General features: G+C 67.9%; 18 protein-coding genes. 15 read left to right on the top strand and 3 right to left on the bottom strand.

Going from position 1 to position 23,422, the window contains the following annotated elements; genetic code table 11:
- Nucleotides 1–91: 91 nt before the first annotated feature.
- Complete coding sequence (locus ACVOK1_RS15405) at nucleotides 92–2,056, bottom strand: OPT family oligopeptide transporter (protein ID WP_481562571.1); 1,965 nt, start codon at nucleotides 2,054–2,056, stop codon at nucleotides 92–94.
- 199 nt (nucleotides 2,057–2,255) lie between these two features.
- On the opposite strand from ACVOK1_RS15405, the gene ACVOK1_RS15400 reads away from it, so the two are divergent.
- Nucleotides 2,256–3,404, top strand: coding sequence for an acetyltransferase domain-containing protein (locus ACVOK1_RS15400; RefSeq protein WP_481562570.1), 1,149 nt, complete (start codon nucleotides 2,256–2,258; stop codon nucleotides 3,402–3,404).
- A 111-nt stretch (nucleotides 3,405–3,515) separates the two neighbouring features.
- Nucleotides 3,516–5,270: a peptide MFS transporter gene (locus ACVOK1_RS15395; RefSeq protein WP_481562569.1), complete on the top strand. Its 1,755-nt coding sequence runs from the start codon at nucleotides 3,516–3,518 to the stop codon at nucleotides 5,268–5,270.
- A 148-nt stretch (nucleotides 5,271–5,418) separates the two neighbouring features.
- Here the strand turns inward: ACVOK1_RS15395 and ACVOK1_RS15390 are convergent, their stop codons facing one another.
- Together ACVOK1_RS15390 and ACVOK1_RS15385 are read right to left on the bottom strand one after the other, a co-directional pair.
- Entirely contained in the window at nucleotides 5,419–7,404 is a 1,986-nt protein-coding gene (locus ACVOK1_RS15390) for an alpha/beta hydrolase family protein (RefSeq protein WP_481562568.1), read from the bottom strand.
- A gap of 174 nt (nucleotides 7,405–7,578) precedes the next feature.
- Entirely contained in the window at nucleotides 7,579–8,214 is a 636-nt protein-coding gene (locus tag ACVOK1_RS15385; protein ID WP_108764406.1) for a LysE/ArgO family amino acid transporter, read from the bottom strand.
- A 138-nt stretch (nucleotides 8,215–8,352) separates the two neighbouring features.
- On the opposite strand from ACVOK1_RS15385, the gene ACVOK1_RS15380 reads away from it, so the two are divergent.
- The 13 genes from ACVOK1_RS15380 to ACVOK1_RS15320 all read left to right on the top strand — a co-directional run bounded on the left by ACVOK1_RS15380 (nucleotide 8,353) and on the right by ACVOK1_RS15320 (nucleotide 23,219).
- The gene (locus ACVOK1_RS15380) at nucleotides 8,353–9,258 is read left to right on the top strand and encodes a LysR family transcriptional regulator ArgP (protein WP_108768150.1); all 906 of its coding nucleotides are present in this window, start codon (nucleotides 8,353–8,355) and stop codon (nucleotides 9,256–9,258) included.
- Nucleotides 9,259–9,588: 330 nt separating this feature from the next.
- On the top strand, nucleotides 9,589–10,173 hold the full coding sequence (locus ACVOK1_RS15375; RefSeq protein ID WP_481562567.1) for a hypothetical protein: 585 nt from the start codon (nucleotides 9,589–9,591) through the stop codon (nucleotides 10,171–10,173).
- 43 nt (nucleotides 10,174–10,216) lie between these two features.
- On the top strand, nucleotides 10,217–10,663 hold the full coding sequence (locus tag ACVOK1_RS15370; RefSeq protein ID WP_481562566.1) for an N-acetyltransferase family protein: 447 nt from the start codon (nucleotides 10,217–10,219) through the stop codon (nucleotides 10,661–10,663).
- A 153-nt stretch (nucleotides 10,664–10,816) separates the two neighbouring features.
- Nucleotides 10,817–12,505: a malate dehydrogenase (quinone) gene (gene mqo / locus ACVOK1_RS15365; RefSeq protein ID WP_481562565.1), complete on the top strand. Its 1,689-nt coding sequence runs from the start codon at nucleotides 10,817–10,819 to the stop codon at nucleotides 12,503–12,505.
- A gap of 294 nt (nucleotides 12,506–12,799) precedes the next feature.
- Nucleotides 12,800–14,995 (top strand): TonB-dependent siderophore receptor, encoded by a 2,196-nt coding sequence (locus tag ACVOK1_RS15360; protein ID WP_481562564.1) that lies wholly within the window; start codon nucleotides 12,800–12,802, stop codon nucleotides 14,993–14,995.
- A gap of 760 nt (nucleotides 14,996–15,755) precedes the next feature.
- Nucleotides 15,756–17,399, top strand: a complete 1,644-nt coding sequence (gene mdcA, locus ACVOK1_RS15355) for a malonate decarboxylase subunit alpha (RefSeq protein ID WP_481562563.1) — start codon at nucleotides 15,756–15,758, stop codon at nucleotides 17,397–17,399.
- 10 nt (nucleotides 17,400–17,409) lie between these two features.
- Nucleotides 17,410–17,730 (top strand): malonate decarboxylase acyl carrier protein, encoded by a 321-nt coding sequence (gene mdcC / locus ACVOK1_RS15350; protein ID WP_108768143.1) that lies wholly within the window; start codon nucleotides 17,410–17,412, stop codon nucleotides 17,728–17,730.
- Nucleotides 17,727–18,635, top strand: a complete 909-nt coding sequence (locus ACVOK1_RS15345) for a biotin-independent malonate decarboxylase subunit beta (RefSeq protein ID WP_481562562.1) — start codon at nucleotides 17,727–17,729, stop codon at nucleotides 18,633–18,635. The genes mdcC and ACVOK1_RS15345 overlap by 4 nt, the downstream gene beginning before the upstream one ends.
- Nucleotides 18,632–19,342, top strand: a complete 711-nt coding sequence (gene mdcE / locus ACVOK1_RS15340) for a biotin-independent malonate decarboxylase subunit gamma (RefSeq protein ID WP_481562561.1) — start codon at nucleotides 18,632–18,634, stop codon at nucleotides 19,340–19,342. Before ACVOK1_RS15345 ends, mdcE begins: the two co-directional genes overlap by 4 nt.
- On the top strand, nucleotides 19,335–19,976 hold the full coding sequence (mdcG, locus tag ACVOK1_RS15335) for a malonate decarboxylase holo-[acyl-carrier-protein] synthase (RefSeq protein WP_481562560.1): 642 nt from the start codon (nucleotides 19,335–19,337) through the stop codon (nucleotides 19,974–19,976). The genes mdcE and mdcG overlap by 8 nt, the downstream gene beginning before the upstream one ends.
- Nucleotides 19,973–20,830, top strand: a complete 858-nt coding sequence (gene mdcB / locus ACVOK1_RS15330; RefSeq protein ID WP_481562559.1) for a triphosphoribosyl-dephospho-CoA synthase MdcB — start codon at nucleotides 19,973–19,975, stop codon at nucleotides 20,828–20,830. The genes mdcG and mdcB overlap by 4 nt, the downstream gene beginning before the upstream one ends.
- Nucleotides 20,827–21,747: a malonate decarboxylase subunit epsilon gene (gene mdcH, locus ACVOK1_RS15325; protein ID WP_481562558.1), complete on the top strand. Its 921-nt coding sequence runs from the start codon at nucleotides 20,827–20,829 to the stop codon at nucleotides 21,745–21,747. Before mdcB ends, mdcH begins: the two co-directional genes overlap by 4 nt.
- A gap of 104 nt (nucleotides 21,748–21,851) precedes the next feature.
- On the top strand, nucleotides 21,852–23,219 hold the full coding sequence (locus ACVOK1_RS15320; protein WP_481562557.1) for an SLC13 family permease: 1,368 nt from the start codon (nucleotides 21,852–21,854) through the stop codon (nucleotides 23,217–23,219).
- Nucleotides 23,220–23,422 lie beyond the last annotated feature (203 nt).

Here is a 23,422-nt window from a genome sequence, read left to right as displayed (position 1 = left end):
GGGGGGGGGGGGGGGGGGGGCGCGGGGGGGCCGCCCGCCCCCCACCCCCCCGCCGCCCGCCCCCCCCCCCCCCCCCCACTACCCCATTCTCTTACGCCATGGCGCGCTTGCCGGTGCGGTAGATCAGCCAGCCGACCAGGAACAGCACGGCCAGGCCGAACCACTGCGCGGCCGGCAGGTGGAACGGCAGGGCCAGCACGTCGGCACGGCTGCTGACCACGATCGGCACGGCGATGGCGATACCCATCAGGGCCTCGCCGGTGATCAGGCCGGCGGCGAACAGCACGCCCGGCTTGTGCACGCGGTCGCGGCCTTCTTCGTCATCGCCACGCACCTTGTGGAAGCGCTCGACCAGGTAGGCGATCAGGCCACCCAGGAAGATCGGCACCATCAGTTCCAGCGGCAGGTAGATGCCGATGGCGGCGGCCAGCACCGGCACGCGGAAGCGCGAATTGCGCGACTTCAGCCAGCTGTCGAAGGCGATGATGATCGCACCGACCACGGCACCGATGCCGATGAAGGTCCACGGCAGCTCGCCACCGAACAGGCCCTTGGCCACCGAGGCCATCAGGTTCGCCTGCGGGGCGGCCAGCGCGTTCGGGTGCAGCTCGGACTTCGCGCCGATGCCGTAGGCGGTGGCCAGCAGGTTCAGCACCGGGGCCATGATCAGCGCGCACGAGAACGCGCCGATGCCCAGCATCAGCTGCTGCTTCCACGGGGTGGCGCCGACGATGTAGCCGGCCTTGAGGTCCTGCAGGTTGTCACCGCCCACCGCGGCGGCGCAGCAGACCACCGCGCCGATCATGATGGCGGCCACCGCGCCCAGCGGCGCACCGCCGGCACCGACCGGCTTCAGGCCATCGGCGCCCAGCAGCACGACCAGCACGGCCGAGGCGAACAGGATGGTGGAGATGGTGATGCCCGAGACCGGGTTGTTGGACGAACCGATCAGGCCGGCCAGGTAGGCCGAGACCGACACGAACAGGAAGCCGGCGACGATCATGATGATGGTCATCGGGATCGACACGTGCCACTGGCCGACGATGGCCTGGTACAGGGCCAGCAGCGGCAGCACGAAGACCACCAGGGCGACCAGCATCCACTTCATCGGCAGGTCGCGTTCGGTATGGGCCAGCACCGGGCCGCCACTCTTGCGCGCGGCGGCGAAGCCGCTCTTGACGCCGTTCAGCAGCGACTTGCGCAGCGAGATCAGGGTCCAGATGCCGCCGATCAGCATCGCGCCGACACCCAGGTAGCGCATCTTCGCGCCCCAGATGGCAAACGCCGCCTCGGTGGACGAAGCAGCGGCGACCGACGCGGCCAGGGCCGGATCGGTGTTCATGAAGAACGCCTGGTAGATCGGAATGGCGATGTGCCAGGTCAGGATCGAGCCGGACACGACCACGATGCCGACGTTCAGGCCGACGATGTAGCCCACGCCCAGCAGGGCAGGCGACAGGTTGGTGCCGATGAAGGCGGTGATCTTCGAGCTGCCGACGTAGGCCGAGGTCGACCAGGCATCGGGGATCAGGCGCAGACCGCTCTCGGCGGCGAGCTTGACGAAGGCACCGATCACGGCCGACAGGCCAAGGATCTTCAGGCCCGGGCCGGGGTTTTCACCGGCCTTGAGCACTTCGGCCGCGGCCTTGCCTTCCGGGAAGGGCAGCGGATCTTCGACGATCATCGAACGGCGCAGCGGCACCGAGAACAGCACGCCAAGCAGGCCGCCGAGACCGGCGATGCCCAGCACCCACCAGTACTTGAAGTCCGGCCAGTAGCCCATGATGACCAGCGCCGGGATGGTGAAGATGACACCGGCGGCGATGGACGAACCGGCCGAGGCGCCGGTCTGCACGATGTTGTTTTCGAGGATGGAACCACCGCCCAGCAGGCGCAGCACGCCCATGGAAATGACCGCCGCGGGAATGGCGGTGGCGATGGTCAGGCCTGCGAACAGACCGAGATAGGCGTTGGCCGCCGACAGCACCACCGCCAGCACGATGGCCAGGGCCACTGCGCGGAAGGTGAGCTGCTTGGGCGCAGCGTCATGGTTCATGGAAGCCCCTGCTGGCAAAAAATCCCTGCCACGCTAGCGTTCAGGGCAGAGCAAGTCCAGCGTGCCAAAGGATGGGGCCGGGTGCTGCAGTGCAACGGCCGCGGACGTGCACAGGCAACCAGCCGATGCAGCAAAGCCGGACTGGCCGCCCTGCAAATGATATGTTATATCTTTATGTTGCACCCAGCCGTTGCTCCGCATGCCCCCTTCCCCCTCCCTCCGGCTGGCCTCCATCGACCAGCTGCGCGGCACCGTGATGCTGCTGATGCTGCTCGACCACGTGCGCGAGACCTTCTTCCTGCAGCACCAGGTCGGCGACCCGATGGACGCGGCCAGCGTCTCCCCTGCCCTGTTTGCCTGCCGCCTGCTGGCGCATCTGTGCGCGCCTGTATTCGTGCTGCTCACCGGCCTGTCGGCGTGGCTGTACGGCCAGCGCCAGGCCGACCCGCGCCGCGCCATCGCCGCCTTTCTGCTCAAGCGCGGCCTGTTCCTGGTGGTGCTGGAGCTGACCTTGGTCAACTTCGCCTGGACCTTCCAGTTCCCGCCGGACACGCTGTACCTGCAGGTGATCTGGGCCATCGGCCTGAGCATGATCGCGCTGGCCGGCCTGCTGTGGCTGCCGCGCCCGGCGCTGCTGGTGCTGGGCGTGCTGCTGGTGGCCGGCCACAACCTGTTCGATGGCGTGCGCGTGGAAGGCAACGGCGTGCTGGCGGTGCTGTGGAAGGTGCTGCACCAGCGCGACTGGATCGAAACCGGCGTGCTGCGCCTGCGCACGTCCTACCCGGTGCTGCCGTGGATCGGGGTGATCGTGCTGGGCTACCTGATGGGGCCGTGGTTCGCCCGCGACCGCGACCCGGCGCAGCGCCGGCGCTGGCTGCTGTGGGCCGGGCTGGGTGCGCTGGCCGCGTTCGCCCTGCTGCGCCTGGCCAACGGTTATGGCGAGGCGCCGTGGCAGCACCAGGACAGCGCCCTGCGCACCTGGATGAGCGTGTTCAACGTGACCAAGTACCCGCCGTCGCTGCAGTTCCTGCTGCTGACCCTGGGCGTGGGCCTGTTGCTGCTGCGCCTGTACGAATGGCCGCCGCTGGCCCGCGCGCTGCGACCGCTGGCCGACATCGGTGCGGCGCCGATGTTCTTCTACCTGCTGCATCTGTATGTGCTGAAGCTGCTGTACCTGGCCGCGCTGGCGACCTGGGGGCCGACCCATGGCAGCCTGTATGCGCTGGATTCGGTGGCCGGCCTGCTGCTGGTGGCCTGCGCGCTGGCGGTGGCGATGTACCCGCCGACATTGCTGTTCGGACGGTTCAAGGCGCGCCGGCGCGACCTGGCCTGGCTGCGGTACCTGTAATCGACCGCGTGTGATGAGCTCCATCCACGCATGGCGTGGATCTACTGGGGCGGCCGGGCATGGCCCGGCGCTACCCGGCGCGTGCCTGCGGCACGCGCCTATAATCCGCCGATGAATTCCACCGCGATCGCTTCCGACGACTTCCTCGGCCACCCGAAAGGCGTCTACGTCTGCTTCTTCACCGAAATGTGGGAGCGCTTCTCCTTCTACGGGATGAAGGCGCTGCTGCTGCTGTATCTCACCAAGTACCACCTGTTCGGCGACAAGGCCGGCCTGGACCTGCTGGGCGCCTACGGCGGCCTGGTCTACTGCATCCCGGTGTTCGGCGGCATGCTGGCCGACCGCTGGCTGGGCATGCGCCGGGCGGTGCTGTTCGGCGGCATCCTGCTGGTGCTTGGCCACCTCGGCATGGCCTTCGAGGGCCACGCTGCGTACCGGGTCAACGGTGAAGTGGTGCGCGATACCTCGGCCCTGGCGGTGACCTACCTGTCGCTGGCGCTGATCATCATGGGCGTCGGCTTCCTCAAGCCGAACATCTCCACCATCGTCGGCAAGCTCTACCCGCAGGACGACCCGCGCCGCGATTCAGGCTTCTCGCTGTTCTACGCCGGCATCAACCTTGGCGCGCTGTTCTCCTCGCTGGTCTGCGGCTTCCTCGGCGAGGCCTATGGCTGGAAGTACGGCTTCGGCGCCGCTGGCATCGGCATGCTCGCCGGCCTGGCGATGTTCCTCTGGGGCCAGAAGTACCTGCAGGGCCACGCCGAACCGCCGCAGCCGGCCGCGCTGAAGCAGAAGGTGCTGGGCCTGCCGCGCGAATGGCTGATCTACCTGTGCGCGGTGGTCGGCGTGCTGCCGGTGGCGTGGCTGATGTGGGCGGCCGGCAACGGCGCCTTCGCCCTCGGCGGCGAGATCAGCCTGGCGCTGATGCTGATGCTGGTGGTGCTGGGCGGCGTGCTGGTCTGGTTCGCCTGGTTCACCGGCAGCAAGTGCACCCCGGTGCAGCGCCAGCAGATGATCGCGCTGATGGTGCTGATCTTCATGGCGCTGGTGTTCTTCACGATGTACGAGCAGTCCTACGGCTCGTGGGTCACCTTCACCGACCGCCTGCTGACCAAGGACATCGTGCCGGCGCTGGTCATCACCGATGGCACCCCGCTGCCGTGGTCGATCATCTCGCTGCTGCTGGCGCCGCTGGGCTTCGTGGTCAGCGCGCGCCTGTCCGAGCGTCGCCCGGGCTCGAACGCGCCGCGTGCATTCTTCATTGCCATCGTCGCGCTGATGCTGGTGCTGCTGGTGCGCGACTGCCTGGTGATTCCGCAGACCGCCGGTTCGCTTACCTATCTGGGCGGCCTGTTCCTGGTGCTGCTGGCCCCGGCGTTCGCCGCGCTGTGGACCTGGATGGACCGCCGCGGCTGGGAGCCGGGCAAGCCGGTGAAGTCGGCCTGGGGCCTGGTCATCGGTGCGCTGTCGTTCGTGCCGCTGGCACTGGCCGCGCAGCAGGTCGGCGCCACCGGTGAAATGGCCAGCGTGTGGTGGCTGGTGCTGGCCTACTTCCTGCTGGCCAGCGGCGAGATGTGCCTGTCGCCGGTGGGCCTGTCGGCGGTGACCCAGCTGGCCGTGCCGCGGGTGATGAGCCTGATGATGGGCACCTGGTTCCTGGCCACGGCGTTTTCCGAAACGCTGGCCGCGCTGTTCGGCAAGCTGGCGGCGATCGACGTGCCCGAAGGCGAATCACTGGACATGGTGGCGGCCGCAGGTGCCTACGCGCACCTGTTCTGGCTGCTGATGTGGATCGGTCTGGGCTGTGCGGTGCTGGCCTTCATCGCCGCGCCGCTGCTGAAGCGGATGATGCATGGGGTGAAGTGACCCTCGACCCGGCGGCGCCCGATCAGGGCGCCCTGGCCTGCCCGCCGTCACACAGCGCGGGCAGCCCGACCCACAGCGCAGCGGGTCTCATGGTGTTTCCAGGCCGGACAGCCTTGGCTGCCAGGCCTGCTCAAGCGCGCAGCTGGACTTACGGCACCTTGCCGCTGGCCTTCGGCGCTTCCGCACTGGCCTTGGCCCCACCCAGGCTGTTGGACAGGAACGCCAGCAGGCGGCTGTAGTACTCGCGTTCGTGCTCGGGGCGGTAGAAGCCGTGGCCTTCGGTGCTGTAGTACAGGCTTTCCACCGGCGTGCCCGCCTTCTTCAGGGCCGCTTCCAGGCGCTTGGTGTGCTCGATCGGCGCGCGCTTGTCTTCGCCACCGGCCGCAAGGAACACCGGCACCTTGATCTGCCCTGCAAGGGTGACCGGCGAGACCGTGCCCAGCTTCGCCGGGTCGCCCAGCCAGTCACGCAGGTAGGTCATGCCCGAACCGCGGTTCTGGATGTCGCCACGGGTGAACATCATCGGCAGGTCATACACGCCCACGTAGCCGGCGGCGCACTTGTACATGCCCGGTTCGCGCGCCGCACCCATCATCGCCGAGTAGGCGCCATAGCTGGCACCGTAGATGCAGATGCGGTCCTTGTTGGCGATGCCCTGCGCGACGGCCCAGCGGGTCGCATCGGTGACGTCGTCCTGCATGGTGCCGCCCCACTGCCGTGCACCGGCCTGGGTGTGTGCGCGACCGTAGTTGCCCGAGCCACGGAAGTTGACCTGCAGCACCGCATAGCCGGCATCGGCCAGCATCTGCGATTCCATGTCATAGCGGCCGGAGTCGAAGATGTCGTACGGACCACCATGCGGCAGCACCACCATCGGCAGGTTGCGACCGTCGCTGCCATGCGGCAGCGTCAGGAAGCCGTGCAGCGGCAGGCCATCGCGGGCCTTCAGCGACACAGCGCGCACCGGCGCGGTCTTGTCCACGTCCAGCCACTCGCTGCGGCTGATCAGGTGCTGCGCCGACTTGGCCACGGTATCGAACACATAGAACGAGCCGGGATCGTTGCCGGTCCAGGTTTCCACCAGCACCTTCTTGCCGTCACGCGTGCTGGAGGTGATGTAGACCGGCTGTTTGAAGGCCGCTTCCAGGCTGTGGTACAGGCGCGCATCGGCCGAGGTCTCGTCGAGGAAACGGCTGCGGGTGGTATCGCCCAGGTACAGCGCACCCACCGGCACGCGCGTGCCGTTGCGGAAGATGATGCGGTACGGATCGACCACGTCATCGGCCAGCAGGGTCTTCCGCTCGCCGGTCTCCGGGTTCCAGCTGACGATGGCGTCGGGGCCCTTCGGCTGCTGGACCTGCAGGTAGGCCACGCTGTTGTCTTCAGCGAAACCAATGGCCGTCTCGATCCGGTTGTTGACGGCCTCGTCGTTGACCAGCACCCACTGGTTGTTGCTCGGCTGGCGGTAGTAGAGCTTGTTGACGTTGTCAGTACCGGAACCATGGGCGAAACGCACGTCGCCCTTGTTGTCGGTGGTGAAGCTGGCGTTGCGCACCGGCGAGCCCGCGACCTGCACGCGGCGACCCGTGGTGACGTCCAGCCGCTCCACGCGGGTGAAGGGATCGTTGCCGAACGGCCACACCGCGACCAGCACGTTGCGGTCGTCATTGGCCAGCTCATCGGTGAGGAAGGCGGCCACCGCCTCCACCTTCTTCGGCTGGATGCGGGTACCGGGCCCATTGCCTTCCACGCGGTAGCCGACCAGCAGCTCGCCGCGCCCGCCATTGGCGTTGATCGCGTACAGCTCACCGGTGCGCTGCGGCGTATCCAGCGAGCCGAACTTCTCGGACAGCTCGATCAGCACGCGTTCGTTGCTGACCCAGTCGAAGTTGGTCGCATGGTTGTTGCGGGGCGGGCGGAAAGTGCCCATCGGCGTGTTGTCCGACGTGCGCATGATGACGACAGCGGTGCTGTCTTCCAACGGCACGGTGGCAGCGTAGTAGTCGCCCCCCGGCGAAATCTTGATGTCCTGGAATGTCTCCTGGCGGATGTACTTTTCCAGGTCCACGGCACCGACCGCAGCCGGCGCGGCACAGGCCAGCGCCAGCAGCGCGGCCATCATTGTCTTGCGCATCCTTCCCCCTATACAGCGGACACCCTGTCCGCACCCCCGATTGTAGGCAGGCCGATGGGGGCGCTGCCAGTGCCCAGCGACATACCGGCTGCAGGGACAAAAAAGAACGGCGGCATCGTTTCCGATGCCGCCGCAGCCACGACCTTGGAGAGAGTGTGGTGTTCGGTGCAGGGCTCAGTGCACGCCGCGGATGGCCAGCGTGAGCGCCAGGATGCTGAGGATGACGGCGATGGTGCCGTCCAGCACGCGCCAGGTGCTGGGCTTGGTGAACAGCGGCGCCAGCAGGCGGGCACCCAGGCCCTGCGCGGTCAGCCACAGGCAGCTGGCGGTGACCACGCCGGCGGCGAACGCCATGCGCGCATTGCCGAAGTTCTCGGCGATCGAGCCGATCACCATCATGTCCAGCCAGAAATGCGGGTTGATGAGCGAGAAGCCGACCGCGGCCAGCAGCACCGCACGGCGGCTGCCGTCATCGCTGTCGGCCTCGCCCATGCCACCGCCACCAGCGAAGGCACGGCGCGCGGACTTCATCGCATACCAGGCCAGGAAGGCCACGCCGGTCCACAGCACGGCGCTGGTCAGCCACGGCAGCGCCGAGGTGAGCGTGCGCAGGCCGGCCACGCTGGCGAAGATGAAGATCGCATCGATGGCCGCGCAGGTGGCGACCACTGGCACGATGTGCTTGCGCAGGATGCCCTGGCGCAGGATGAAGGCGCTCTGGGCACCGACCACGGCGAACAGGCCGACGCCGGTAGCTGCACCAGAGAACCAGGCACCGAGGCCGGTGCTGGCGGAGATGACCGAGAACATGGGATTCACTGCCTTGTCTTGCTGGGGGGGACGGTGCCTCGCGAAGGCGGACAGCACCGGAATGGGCGCCATTGTCGCGCCGCAACATTTAAAAGACGAGCTAAACTTACTAAACCAACATTAGCGGAGCTTAATCCGATGCGCATCGACCATGCCCAGCTGCGGGCCCTGGCCGCGGTCATCCGCGAAGGCAGCTTCGACCGCGCCGCGCAGTCGCTCAATGTCACCCCTTCGGCCATCTCGCAGCGGGTGAAGGCGCTGGAGGACCGGATCGGCCGCCTGCTGGTCAAGCGCGGCACCCCGGCCACGGCCACCGCCGAGGGCCAGCTGCTGGTCCAGCTGGCCGAGCAGACCGCGCTGCTGGAGCACGACGCGCTGCACCGCATGGGCCTGGCCGACGAGGACCTGCCGCAGGCGAGCATCCCGGTGGCGGTGAACCATGACAGCCTGGAAACCTGGTTCCCGCAGGCCGCGCAGCAGTTCGCGCAGAACACCGGCACCACCCTGGACCTGCGCGTGGAAGACCAGGACCACACGGTGGAGCTGCTGCGCCAGGGCACGGTGCTGGGTGCGGTGACCACGCTGGACGAGCCGGTGCAGGGCTGCCAGATCCATGCGCTGGGCAGCATCCGCTATGCGGCGACCTGTACGCCGGAGTTCCGCGAGCGCCATTTCGCCAAGGGGGTGACGGCGCAGGCGCTGGCGCAGGCCCCGGTGCTGGTGTTCAACCGCAAGGACGACATGCAGTCGCGCTTCGCCCAGCGGATGGCCGGCGATGCGCTGCCGAGCACGGCGCCGACGTGGTGGATCCCCTCCACCCGGGCCTTCGTGCAGGCCAACCTGGGCGGGCTGGGCTGGACGATGAACCCGCTGCCGCTGGTGAAGCGCCATCTGGATGCGGGGCGGCTGGTGTATGTGCGGCAGCGTGCGTGGGAGGACGTGCCGCTGTACTGGCAGCACTGGAAGGGCGATGTGCAGACGATGGCGCTGCTGACCCGGGCGGTGCTGGAGGCGTCGAGCACGCTGGTCAGGCGGAAGCGGTGAGGCGGCAGGGCTGCCGCCCTGCACCTGCCGAATCAACGTCAACGGCAACGTCAACTTCAAAAGCTGGCTATCCGTGGGTTGGCGGGGTGGGTCCGGTTGAGGGGGACGCCGTGAACCCATCCATGGGGGCTTGGTCGCGCCATCCATGGCGCTCACACCCCCTCAACCGGACCCACCCCGCCTTCGACAGTTTCCCGCTGCTGATGGTGGGTGCCGACCGTTGGTCGGCACGGGGTCGGACCCCGTTGCGGCGCACCGGGCTCCGACCCCATTTTTCGGGGCTGGTTTCTGTGCCAGCATCGCGGCAACCGACCTTCTGGGGGCTGGGCGATGCAGACCGATCCGGTGTTCCTGCATATCCGCGTGGTGATGGGCATCATCCTGGGCCTGTCGATCACCACGCTGCTGAAGGGGCTGGCGCAGATCATCGAGCACCCGCAGCGGCGCGGCTGTTCGGCCCTGCACCTGTGCTGGGTGGCGTGGACGCTGGTGTCGCTGGTGACGTTCTGGTGGTGGGAATTCCGCCTGGTCCAGGTGCACCAGTGGACCTTCGAGATCTATCTGTTCGTGATCACTTACGGCGCCACGTGGTTCCTGTTGTGCGCCCTGCTGTTTCCCGATGACCTGCGCGATTTCGGCAGCTACGGCGCCTACCTGATGCAGCGCCGGCGCTGGATCTTCAGCGTGATCGCCGCGCTGACGCTCCTGGATCTTGTCGATACCGCGATCAAGGGGCAGAGTCGCTGGCGGCTGCTGGGCGAGGCGTATCCGCTGCACACGGGGCTGATGCTGGTGGTCTGCATGCTGGGCTGGAACCTGCGCACGGCGCGCGCGCAGGTGCTGCTGGCCGGCGTGGCGCTGGCGTACCAGGTGGGCTACTTCGCTGCGGAGTACTTCACCATCGGCAGTGATTGAATGCTTCCGCCGGGCATGGCCCGGCGCTACCGAAGGAACCTGCATGACGATCCACTACCGCCCCGCCCTTGCCACTGATGCGGCTGCCTGCATCGACCTGCGCGGGCGTACCCGTGAGAACGCATTCAGCGCCGCGCAGCTGGCCGAACTGGGCATCACCGCGGAAAACTGGGCGGCAGGCATCGCCGAGGGCGATTTCATCGGCCGCATCGCCGAGGACGACGGCGCGGTGGTCGGCTACGGCTTCGCCGACCGCGACAGTGGCGAGGTGCTGGTGCTGGCGCTGCTGCCGGACTACGAAGGCCGCGGCATCGGCCAGTGCCTGCTGCAGGAGGTGGTCGGACTCGCCCGCGCCGCCGGCCATGGACGCCTGTTCCTGGCCTGCTCGGCCGATCCGCGCTCGCGTTCGCACGGCTTCTACCGCCACTTGGGCTGGCAGGCCACCGCCGAGGTGGACGAGGCCGGCGACGAGATCCTGGAACTGGTCTGAGCGCGTGACGCCGGGGGGCGGGATGCTGCATTGCATCAAAACCGGACCGGATCGGGTTAAAATCGCGTCAGGTTGCTGCAAGGCATTGTTTCTTCACGCCATTTGCTGTCCCAGCGCGCATCCTGCCCCCTTCCCCACGCCCAAGTCATTCCCATGAAGAAATTTGGCAAGGCTCTTATCGCCCTGCTCGTGCTGCTGTTGCTGGCCGCCGCGCTGTTCCTGTACTGGCCGCTGACCCAGCGCTCGGTGCCCGCCGCCAGCAACGACAAGCCGGTCGACGTCGTCCTGGTCGGTGCCGGCATCATGAGCATCACCCTGGCCACCTACCTGCAGGAACTGCAGCCGGACTGGAACATCCAGGTCTACGAGCGCCTGGACACCGTCGCCGGCGAAAGCTCGGACGGCTGGAACAACGCCGGCACCGGCCACTCGGCATTTGCCGAACTGAACTACACCCCGGAACTGCCCGACGGCAGCATCGAGACCAAGCGCGCGGTCGGCATCGCCGAATCGTTCGAGGTTTCGCGCCAGTTCTGGTCGCACCAGGTGAAGGAAGGCCGGCTGAGCCAGCCCAGCGACTTCATCAACCCGACCCCGCACATGAGCTTCGTCTGGGGCGATGACAACATCGCCTACCTGCACAAGCGCCAGCAGGCGCTGGTGAAGAACCCGCTGTTCTACGGCATGCAGTACTCGGAGGATCCGGCGCAGATCAAGCAGTGGGCCCCGCTGCTGATGGAAGGCCGCGACCCCAAGCAGAAGGTCGCTGCGACCTGGATGCCGCTCGGTACCGACGTCAACTTCGGCGTGATCACCCGCCAGCTGACCGCCGGCCTGCAGCGCAGCCCGAACTTCGGCCTGCACCTGGAACATGAAGTGCGCGCGCTGCGGCAGAACGCCGACAAGAGCTGGAACGTGACGGTGAAGGACCTCAAGGCCGGCACCGAGACCACCACCCACGCCCGCTTCGTGTTCATCGGTGCCGGTGGCGCCGCGCTGAAGCTGCTGCAGATGTCCGGCATTCCCGAATCGAAGGATTACGCCGGCTTCCCGGTGGGCGGCCAGTTTCTCGCCTTCCAGGGCGCGGACGTGACCTCGCGCCACCACGTGAAGGCCTACGGCATGGCCGAAACCGGCTCGCCGCCGATGTCGGTGCCGCACCTGGATGCGCGCAAGCTGGACGGCAAGCCGGTGATCCTGTTCGGACCGTTCGCGCTGTACAGCACCAAGTTCCTCAAGCACGGCTCGTGGTGGGACCTGTATTCGTCGGTCAACCACAACAACGTCGGCCCGATGCTGTCGGTGGGCAAGGACAACCTGGACCTGGTGCAGTACCTGATGGCCCAGGCGCGTCTGGATGATGCCGACCGCCAGGCCGAGCTGGTCAAGTACTTCCCCAACGCCAAGCCCACTGACTGGAAGCTGGTGACGGCCGGCCAGCGCGTGCAGATCATCAAGCGCGATCCGCTGAAGGGCCCGGTGCTGCAGTTCGGCACCGAGATCGTGACCGACAAGGAGCACACCCTGGCCGCCCTGCTGGGTGCCTCGCCGGGTGCCTCGACCTCGCCGCCGATCATGCTGGACCTGATGGCCAAGGCCTTCCCGGAACAGATGAAGGCCGGCTGGGAAACCCGCCTGCGCGAGATCGTGCCGTCGTACGGTCGCAAGCTCAACGAGAGCGCCGCGCTGACCAACGAGATCCGCACGCAGACCAGCCAGACCCTGCACCTGCCGTATCTGGACGTGCCGGTGGAAGCCGGTTCGACGCCGGCGCTGGCGCCGGCCGCTGCCCCGGCCGCGCCGGAAAAGCGCAACGCCAACGAGGAGCTGCAGGCGCTGTAAGCCTGCTTGCCCGCTGCGGTAAACGGACGGCCACCTTCGGGTGGCCGTTCGCGTTTCGGGTTCCGGCGGACGGGGGTCAGAGCCCTTTGCCGCGGCAAAGGGCTCTGACCCCTGAGCAACGTTCAAACATCATTTCCTCGTGTCACGAATTGTAATGTTGTTAAGAACGATTTACATTTGCGTCCCGCACGACGCACGCACGCCTCCCAGATGGATCTGAACCCACCCGCTGCCGCCGCCGGGTGCTGGTCGAAGGCTGCTGCCCTCCCCCTCTCAACGTCCCCCGAGCCCTCCATGACCCTGCCTGTCCGTTCTTCCCTGCCCCGCCGTGCGCTGCTGCCGGCTGCCCTGCTGTCCTGCCTGGCCGTGGCCGCGCCCGCTGCATCGGCCGCCGATGCCGGTGCCGATGCCTCCGACGCCAAGACCCTGGACCGGGTGAGCGTACGCGCCGAGCAGTCGGCACCGCCGTCGAGCACCACCCGCCTGCCGATCACGCTGCAGGAAACCCCGCAGTCCTCGACCGTGATCGGCCTGGAGCGCCTGCAGAACGAATCGCTGTTCAGCATCAACGACGTGATGCGCAACGTCACCGGCGTCAGCGTGTCCTTCTATGACACCCAGCGCCCGCTGTACTACGCGCGTGGTTTCGCCATCACCGATTTCCAGGTCGATGGCATCCCTACCTACAGCGGCTCGACCAACCAGGAATACGACACCGCCTTCTACGACCGCGTGGAAGTGATCCGCGGTGCCAACGGCCTGCTCAGCGGTGCCGGCGTGCCGTCGGCCACGGTGAACCTGCTGCGCAAGCGCCCGGGCAAGGAATTCGACGCCTCGTTCTCGGTCAGCGCCGGCAGCTGGGATTACCGCCGCATGGAGGCGGACGTGACCGCGCCGCTGACCGCCGATGGCCGCTTCCGCAGCCGCGTGGTCGCCGCCTATACCGATCGAGATTTCTATTACGACCGCTACAAGGAAAACAAGATGGCCGGCATGGCCGTGCTGGAAGGCGACCTGACCGACAGCACCACGGTCACCGTCGGCTACCAGACCCAGGACAACAACCCGGTGGGTTCGACCTGGGGCACCGTGCCGTTCTTCGACAGCCAGGGCAACTTCGCCCACCTGCCGCGCTCGACCAACCTGTCGCCGAAGTGGAGCTACTGGCAGCGCGAAACCAGCACCGTGTTCGCCAACCTCGAACAGCGCTTCGGTGACGACTGGCTGCTGAAGGTCAACACTTCCTACACCCGCGGCAACGTGCAGAACGTGCGCCTGTACGGCACCGGCAACCCGAACCCGGTGGACGGCTCGGGCATCTTCCTGCGCGCCGCCGCCGGCGATGCCGAAGACACCCGCCGCAACGTCGATGCCTACCTGACCGGCACCTTCAGCCTGTGGGGCCAGGAGCACGACGTGACCTTGGGCACGCAGTGGTCGGACCTGGAAGCCACCACCAACACCACCACGCTGAACTTCCCGAGCGACTGGCCGCGCTGCGGCAACGAACGCTGCTACTACATCCCCAACATCTACAACTGGAACGGCGACATCTCCGAGGTGACCTACACCCGTACCGGTGCGCGCCGCCTGGCCAAGACCACGCAGAGTGGCGTCTACCTGGCCACCCGCCTGCGCCTGGCCGACCCGCTGGCGCTGATCGCCGGCGCACGCCTGAGCCGCTGGGAAACCCGCACCCGCGCCTACAACGCCAGCGGCGCGTACACCGGTACCAGCGGTGCGTACAAGGTCAGCGACGAAGTCACCCCGTACGTGGGCCTGGTCTATGACTTCACGCCGAACGTGTCGGCCTATGCCAGCTACACCGAGATCTTCAACCCGCAGAACTACAAGGACAGGAACGAGAACCTGCTGGCGCCGGTGCAGGGTTCCAACGTCGAAGCGGGCATCAAGACGCAGTGGTTCGACGGCCGCCTGACCGCCAATGCGGCGGTGTTCGAAGCCAAGCAGGACAACTACGCGGTACGTGACATGAGCGTGCCGGACGGCTCACTCAGCGATGGCAGCTCGGCCTACATCGGCGTGAACGGCACCAAGGCACGCGGCTGGGAAATGGACATCAACGGCGAGATCCTGCCGGGCTGGACGGTCAATGCCGGCTACACCCACGTCAAGGTGACCCGCGCCGCGACCGACCTGCTGTACGCGAACCCGGCCGAGGACCTGCTGCAGCTGAACACCCAGGTGCGCCTGCCCGGCGTGCTCGACCGCCTGAGCGTCGGCGCAGGCGTGCAGTGGCAGAGCAAGGTGCAGGGCTACAACATCCCCTACCCGCTGGGCGGCACGGTGACGGTGAACCAGCCGGCCTATGCGCTGGTGCAGTTCAACGCCAACTACCGCATCAGCGACAACTGGACGGCGACGCTGAGCGTGCGCAACGCGCTGGACAAGACCTACTGGGCCAACCTGGATTACAACAACTACGGCGAACCGCGCTTCGTGGCGGCCAGCCTGCGCTGGAAGTTCTAAGGTCACCGCATGCCGGGGTCGGATCCCTTTCCGCAGGAAAGGGCTCTGACCCCACACCGGGGCTCCATCCACGCATGGCGTGGATCTACTGGCGCAATCCCGGCCGCATGCCCGGGGTCGGATCCCTTTCCGCAGGAAAGGGCTCTTACCCCATCACGGGACCCCATCCACGCATGGCGTGGATCTACCGGCGCAATCCCGGCCGCATGCCCGGGGTCGGATCCCTTTCCGCAGGAAAGGGCTCTGACCCCATCACGGGACCCCATCCACGCATGGCGTGGATCTACCGGCGCAATCCCGGCCGCATGCCCGGGGTCGGATCCCTTTCCGCAGGAAAGGGCTCTGACCCCATCACGGGACCCATCCACGCATGGCGTGGATCTACTGGCGCAATGCACACCGCATGCCGGGGTCGGATCCCTTTCCGCAGGAAAGGGCTCTGACCCCATCACGGGACCCATCCACGCATGGCGTGGATCTACTGGCGCAATGCACACCGCATGCCGGGGTCGGATCCCTTTCCGCAGGAAAGGGCTCTGACCCCATCACGGGCCCCATCCACGCATGGCGTGGATCTACTGACGCAATCCCGGTGGGGGCCGTTTGGTCGGAACCTGCCTCCCCGCGCCGCCACGACCCACGGTCGTGGCCAACATGAATGGGCCCGCCTGCGTGCGGGCCCTTTATTTGCTGCGCTGCGGGTTGCACACTGCTCCATAATTATGCCGTAATTATTTCAACACCAATCGGAAGCCGGTCGATGAACCCGAGCTGGGACACGTTGGAACGCAGCCGCCAGGCCCGCCTGGAACGGGCCGCGCCATGGGCCAGGGGCCGCGAGGTCGCCGCCGCGGATGTGGCCGACCTGCTGCATGCCCTGCTGGAGCCGGGCGACAAGGTCTGCCTGGAGGGCAACAACCAGAAGCAGGCCGATTTCCTCGCCCAGGCCTTGGCCGACCTGGACCCGGTACGGGTGCACGACCTGCACATGGTGCAGTCGGTGCTGTCGCTGCCCTCGCACCTGGATGTGTTCGAGCGCGGCATCGCGTCGAAGCTGGACTTCTCGTTCTCAGGCCCGCAGTCGGTGCGGCTGGCCAACCTGGTGGCCGAAGGGCGCATCCAGATCGGTGCCATCCACACCTACCTGGAACTGTTCGGGCGCTACTTCATCGACCTCACCCCGCGCGTGGCGCTGGTCGCCGCGCAGGCCGCTGACCGCCACGGCAACCTCTATACCGGCCCGAACACCGAAGACACCCCGGTGATCGTCGAGGCCACCGCCTTTGGCGGCGGCATCGTCATCGCCCAGGTCAACGAAATCGTCGACACCCTCCCCCGCGTCGATATCCCCGCTGACTGGGTCAACTTCGTGGTGCAGGCGCCGCGCCCGAACCACATCGAACCACTGTTCACCCGCGACCCGGCGCAGATCTCCGAGATCCAGGTGCTGATGGCGATGATGGCCATCAAGGGCATCTACGCCGAGTACGGCGTCAACCGCCTGAACCACGGCATCGGCTTCGACACTGCGGCCATCGAACTGCTGCTGCCGACCTACGCCGAATCGCTGGGGCTGAAGGGCAAGATCTGCCAGCACTGGGCGCTGAACCCGCACCCGGCGCTGATTCCGGCGATCGAATCGGGCTTCGTCAAATCGGTGCATTCGTTCGGTTCGGAACTGGGCATGGAGAAGTACATCGCCGCACGTGGCGATGTGTTCTTCACCGGTGCCGACGGTTCGATGCGCTCCAACCGCGCGTTCTCGCAGACCGCCGGCCTGTATGCCTGCGACATGTTCATCGGCTCGACCCTGCAGATCGACCTGCAGGGCAACAGCTCCACCGCCACCCGCGACCGCATCGCCGGCTTTGGTGGCGCACCCAACATGGGCTCGGATGCACGCGGCCGCCGCCACGCCAGCGATGCTTGGATCAAGGCTGGCCAGCAGGCCGCGCGGCCGGGCGAAATGCCGCGCGGGCGCAAGCTGGTGGTACAGATGGTGGAAACCTTCCGCGAGCACATGGCGCCCGCCTTCGTCGAGCGACTGGACGCCTGGGAACTGGCCGAGCGCGCGGACATGCCGCTGCCGCCGGTGATGATCTACGGCGACGACGTCAGCCACGTGCTGACCGAGGAAGGCATCGCCAACCTGCTGCTGTGTCGCACACCGGAGGAACGCGAACAGGCGATCCGCGGTGTCTCCGGCTACACCGCCGTCGGCCTCGGCCGCGACCGCGCGATGGTGGAAAACCTGCGCGACCGCGGCGTGATCCGTCGCCCCGAAGATCTCGGCATCTCGCCGCGCGATGCCAGCCGTGACCTGCTGGCCGCGCGTTCGGTGAAGGACCTGGTGCGCTGGTCCGGCGGCCTGTACGACCCGCCCAAGCGCTTCCGCAACTGGTAAGGGACTGAGCATGGAAACCCTCGACTATCGATTCGACGGCCGCACCCCCGTGCAGTTCCCGCGCGATGCGGTGCTGGTGGGCGTGCTCGCCTCGGGCAACCTGGAAATCCTGCTGGAACCTGCCGCGCAGGACGGGGCGATGACGGTGCGCATCATCACCGCCGCGCAGGGCTTCGGCACCATCTGGCAGGCGGTCATTGCCGATTTCGCCCAGCGCCATCCCCTGCGCGACGTGCGCGTCTCGATCAACGATGCCGGTGCTACCCCGGCCGTGGTCAGCCTGCGCCTGGACCAGGCCGTGGAAACCCTGCTGGCCGGAGGCACCCCATGAGCCACGTGCAACGCCACAGCTATTACGAAGCCGATGCACGCGAACGCATCGCCGGCCTGGTCGACGCCGGTTCGTTCCGCGAATTCCTCGGCCCCGCACGGCGCATGATGAGCCCGCACCTGGCCCAGCTCGACCAGCCGGCCGCCTTCGACGATGGCATCGTCGTCGGCGAAGCGACACTGCAGGGCAAGCGCGTGCTGCTGGCCGCGCAGCAGGGTGAATTCATGGGCGGTGGCGTCGGCGAAGTGCACGGCGCCAAGCAGACCGGCCTGCTGCGCCGCGCCGCAGAGACACATCCCGATGGGGTGCTCCTGCTGCTGGATACCGGCGGCGTGCGCCTGCACGAAGCCAATGCCGGCCTGATCGCGATTTCCGAAATCATGCGCGCCACCCTGGGCGCACGCGCTGCCGGCGTACCGGTAGTAGCACTGATCGGCAGCGGCAACGGCGCGTTCGGCGGCATGGGCATCGTCGCCCGCTGCTGCACCACCGTCATCATGTCCGAGGAAGGCCGGCTGTCACTGTCCGGGCCGGAAGTGATCGAGACCGTGCGCGGCGTGGAAGAGTTCGATTCGCGCGACCGCGCACTGGTCTGGCGCGTGACGGGCGGCAAGCACCGCTACCTGATCGACCAGGCGCAGGTGCTGGTGCCCGACGCCATCGAAGCCTTCGCCCGCGCCGCCGCCGATGCATTGCAGGCCGACGCCGCCAGCCGCGATACCGACACTGCACTGAGCGCCCTGCAGGCCCGCCACGCCGCGTTGAAGGCACGCGTGCAGGCCTGGGGCGACTGCCGCGATGGACTGGAGATCTGGACCCGCCAGGGCATCGCCGAGCCCGAGCGCCTGCCGCTGCTGGACACCGACGCCTTCCTCGCCGCCACCGCCGACCGGAGCCTGCCATGAGCGCCCCGCTGCAGACCCTGCTCGACGCCCTGTTCCCGCGCGGCCACCGCATCAACATCAATGATTCGGTACTGACCGGCACGGCTAGCACCGAAGATGGCGAAGTGACGGTGATCGGCACCACCGACCGCATCGAGGTCGGCGTCGACCATGCGCTGGCGCTGGCCGAAACCGTGCTGGCCAGTACCGCCGCACACCCGCAGCGGCCGATCGTGATGCTGGCCGACACCGCCGGCCAGCGCCTGGCCCGCCGCGATGAACTGCTGGGCATCAATGGTTACTTCGCCCACCTCGCGCAGACGATCGACCTGGCCCGCCGTCGTGGCGCGCGCCTGGTCACCTTGGTCTACGGCGAATCGGTGAGCGGTGGCTTCCTGTCCTTCGGCTTGATGGCCGACCACATCCATGCCCTGCCCGATGCGCAGGTGCGGGTGATGGACCTGCGCGCGATGGCGCGGGTAACCAAGCAACCGCTGGAAAAACTGCAGGCGCTCAGCCAGAGCTCGCCGGTGTTCGCGCCGGGCGTGGCCAGCTACGTGTCGATGGGCGCGGTCGAATCGCTGTGGAACGGTGACCTCGCCCAGCACCTGCTGCAGGCGCTGCGCACGCCCAGCGACGGCGACCTGCGTGCCGCACGCGGTGCCGAGCGTGGTGGCCGCGCGCTTGCGGCGGATGTCTGCACTGCGGTGGCCCGCGGCGATGCCTGACCGGCCCGCCCGCCACACGCTGGTCTGGCTGTCGGCGCAAGCCGATTGGCGGGCCGACGTGGCCGCGCAGGAACCGCGCCTGGCGGCGTGGTTCGCGCAGGGGCAGCCGGCCATGGTGGCGCGGCGTGCCGTGGATGATCCCGACCCGCGCCTGCGCTTGGGCGTGCCGCTGCCGCCGAGAGAAGGCAAACAACGCCTGGCGCTGCGCGTGCCGCTGCACGACATGCTGCGCCAGCAGCCGCCGCCGACGCTGGAAGCCATCCTCACCACCGGCGTTGCCAACGACTGGCAGGCCGCGCTGCACGCACTGGCCCGCCTTGCGCCGGCCCGTGTGTTCGGTGCCTTCGCCTGGCAGCACCTGAGCGGCCTGCCCTATGTGCACGCCGCATCGGACATCGACCTGCTGTGGCAGGTTGACGCCACGGCACAGGCCGATGCACTGGTGGCGCGACTGCAGCAGTGGGAAACCGAGCACGGCCGTCGGGTGGACGGCGAACTGTGCCTGGCTGACGGCGGCGCGGTGAACTGGCGCGAATACGCCGGTGGCAGCCGCCAGGTGCTGGTCAAACGCCTGGAAGGTGCTGCGCTCGAAGCCCGCGAACGGCTGTTCGTGGCCACCGGAGTGGCCGCATGAACGCCCAGGCCCATGCTGACCGCCCCGTCACGCGCCGCGTCGACAGCGCGCGCCTGGGTCGCCTGGCCATCGCCAGCCTGCATGCGGAACTGGCCTGCGCGCCCAAGCCGGGCCTGGTCACGCCGTTCGATACCGGCAGCCATCACGACATGGATGCCGGTACGTTCCTGCGCAGCCTGTTCGCGCTGCGCCACTACTTCACCGCGATTGCCGACGCCGGTGCCGCTGATGCGCCGTTCGCCAGCCTGTGCGCGCACGGCATCGCCGCCGAGCACGCAATGCTGCGCGCCACCGGCGGCATCAATACCCATCGCGGCGCCATCTTCAGCCTGGGCCTGCTGGTGGCTGCTGCTGCACGCTGCCACCGCCAGCAGGGCCACGCCGCGCCCGCTGCGCAGGTCTGCCTGGCCGTGCAGCACTGGGCGGATGATTTCGCCGCGGCGCCGCTGGATGCGAACAGCCCCGGCCAGCGCGCGCGCCTGCGCCATGGCGTGCCGGGCGTGCGCGAACAGGCCGCCGCCGGTTACCCCGTGCTGCGCGAGCTGGCCGTACCGACCCTGCGCCATGCCCTGCACAACGGCCTGCCGCGTGATGCAGCGATGTGCCAGACCCTGATGCAGCTGGTCGCGCAGGTGGACGATCTCAACCTGCTGCACCGTGGCGGCGCAGATGGCCTGGCCTGGGCGCAGCAGCAGGCGCGCCGCTTCATCGAGGCGGGCGGTGCCTTCGCACCCGGCTGGGAAACTCGCCTGCACGGCATCGGAGAGGGCTTCGTCGCGCGCCGCCTGAGCCCGGGTGGCAGCGCCGACCTGCTGGCCTGCAGCTGGTTCCTGCTGCAGCAGGAGGGCGCATGAGCCTGGCCCTGCTCTGCCCCGGACAAGGTGCGCAGCACGCGGCGATGTTCGACCGCGTGCGCGAGCTGCCTGCGGCCCGCGACGTACTGGCGTCGGCCAGCGCCGTACTCGGCCGTGATGTGTTCGCGGCCGCCGCCGACGAAGCACGCTTCGACAACGCGCTGGCGCAACCGCTGCTGTGTGCTGCAACGCTGGCGCACTGGCATGGCCTGCGCGAGGCGTTACCGGCACCGCTGCTGGTGGCCGGCTACAGCATCGGTGAACTGGCTGCGCATGCGGTTGCCGGCGGCTTCGATGCAGGTACCTGCCTGGCCCTGGCCGCGCAGCGCGCGCAACTGATGGATGCGGCCAGCCCTGCCGACGCAGGCATGCGGGCCGTGCTGGGGCTGGAGCGCCACACGCTGCAGCCGCTGTGTGATGCACACGGCGCGCATGTGGCCATCGCCAACGGCCGCGATCACTTCATCGTCGGCGGCACGCAGGCTTCCCTGCAGGCCCTAGACGATGCCGCGCGCGCGCAGGGCGCGGAGATCCGCCCGCTGCCGGTGCATGTGCCCGCGCATACGCCGCTGCTGCACGCTGCCGTCGCACCGTTCGCCGCTGCACTCGATGCCTCGCCGCTGCAGGCCCCGCGCCTGCCGCTGCTGGCCGGCATCGATGCGCGCCCGGTGCGGGACCGCGCAGCAGCGATGCACACGCTGTCGGCGCAGCTGGCACAGACCATTGAATGGGCGCAGGTGATGCGCCAGGCCTTCGAGCGCGGCGCGCGGGTATTCCTGCAGCTGGGCCCGGGCAATGCATTGGCGCACATGGTCGCGCCGTCCTATCCGTGCTGCGAGGTGCGCGCGGTGGAAGAGTTCCAGAGCCTGGACGGCGCGGCGGCATGGGTCCGCAGCGCGCTGGAGCGGCTGCAGTAACGGGTTCGAGCAGTACGTATCACGCATCACGTTGTACGACGCCTTACCCCGGGATGGCGGGTCTCCATCCGAGCTGTACCCGAGTCACGTGTCTGGGAGGGCGCATGAGTCCACAAATCGCAACGATCATCGGTCTGGTGATCATGTTCATCGTCGCCACCGCGATGCCCATCAACATGGGTGCGGTGGCCTTCGCCCTCGCCTTCATCATCGGCGGCATCTTCGTCGACATGGGGGGCAAGGACGTGCTCGCCGGCTTCCCCGGTGACCTGTTCCTGACCCTGGTCGGCATCACCTACCTGTTCGCCATCGCGCAGAAGAACGGCACCATCGACCTGCTGGTGCACTGGGCGGTGAAAGCGGTACGCGGCCACATCGTGGCCATTCCGTGGGTGATGTTCGTCATCACCGCCGTGCTGACCGCCTTCGGCGCGCTGGGTCCGGCTGCGGTGGCCATCATCGGCCCGGTCGCGCTGCGCTTCGCCAAGCAGTACAACATCAACCCGCTGATGATGGGCCTGCTGGTGATCCATGGTGCGCAGGCCGGTGGCTTCTCGCCGATCAGCGTGTACGGCAGCATCACCAATGGCGTGGTGCAGAAGGCCGGCCTGGAAGTGACCGAGATGGCGGTGTTCCTGACCAGCCTCGGCTTCAACTTCATGATGGCGATCATCTGCTTCCTGGCCTTCGGCGGCATCGCGCTGATGCGCCGCGGTTCGATCACCGCCGCCGGTGGCGTAGGCAATGCCGAGCTCGCCATGGCCGGTGGCCCGCAGGCGTCGTCGCGGCAGTTCGCCATCGAAGGACACGGCGCGCTGGTCGCCGCCGGTGGTGGCACGCTGTCCAATGATCCGGCCGCGCTGGATGCGGTGCGCTTCACCCGCGAGCGTCTGTTCACCCTGATCGGCCTGCTCGGCCTGGGCGTAGCCGCGCTGATCTACAACCTCAACGTCGGCCTGGTCTCGATCACCGTCGCGGTGGTGCTGGCTCTGCTCTCGCCGCAGAGCCAGAAGGGTGCGGTGGATGGCATCAGCTGGTCGACCGTGCTGCTGATCTGCGGCGTGGTGACCTATATCGGCGTGCTCGAACATGCCGGCGCGGTGGACTTCATCGGCCATGGTGTTTCCAGCATCGGCATCCCGCTGCTGGGTGCGCTGCTGGTCTGCTATGTCGGCGGCATCGTGTCCGCATTCGCCTCGTCGGCGGCGGTGCTGGGCGCGACCATTCCGCTGGCGGTGCCGTTCCTGATGCAGGGCCACCTGGGTGCGGCCGGCGTGATCTGCGCGCTGGCGGTGTCGTCCACCATCGTCGACGTCAGCCCGTTCTCGACCAACGGCGCGCTGGTGGTGGCCTCGGCCGCGAAGGAAGAGCGCGAGACGCTGTTCCGCCGCTTCCTGGTATACAGCGGCCTGGTGGTGGCGTTTGGCCCGCTGCTGGCCTGGCTGGTGTTCGTGGTACCGGGCTGGATGTAAGTGCGACGGGCGCCGGAGGATTCCGGCGCCCTTCGATGCACGGGCCGGATTCGGCTGGGGGCGACTGGGGGGGGGCGACTGGGGGGGGGCGACCGGGTAGAGTAGACCCATGGGGGAAAATCGCGGCCAAGGCGGGATCTTGGGGATACAAGCGGAGAGCACTAGACCAACGGGGGAAAAGACCCAGGAGTTTTTGGCAGGCC

Source organism: Stenotrophomonas sp. STEN087 (assembly GCF_056759115.1).
Note: the sequence above shows the minus strand (reverse complement) of the source record. Positions and strands in the feature narration are given on the sequence as shown.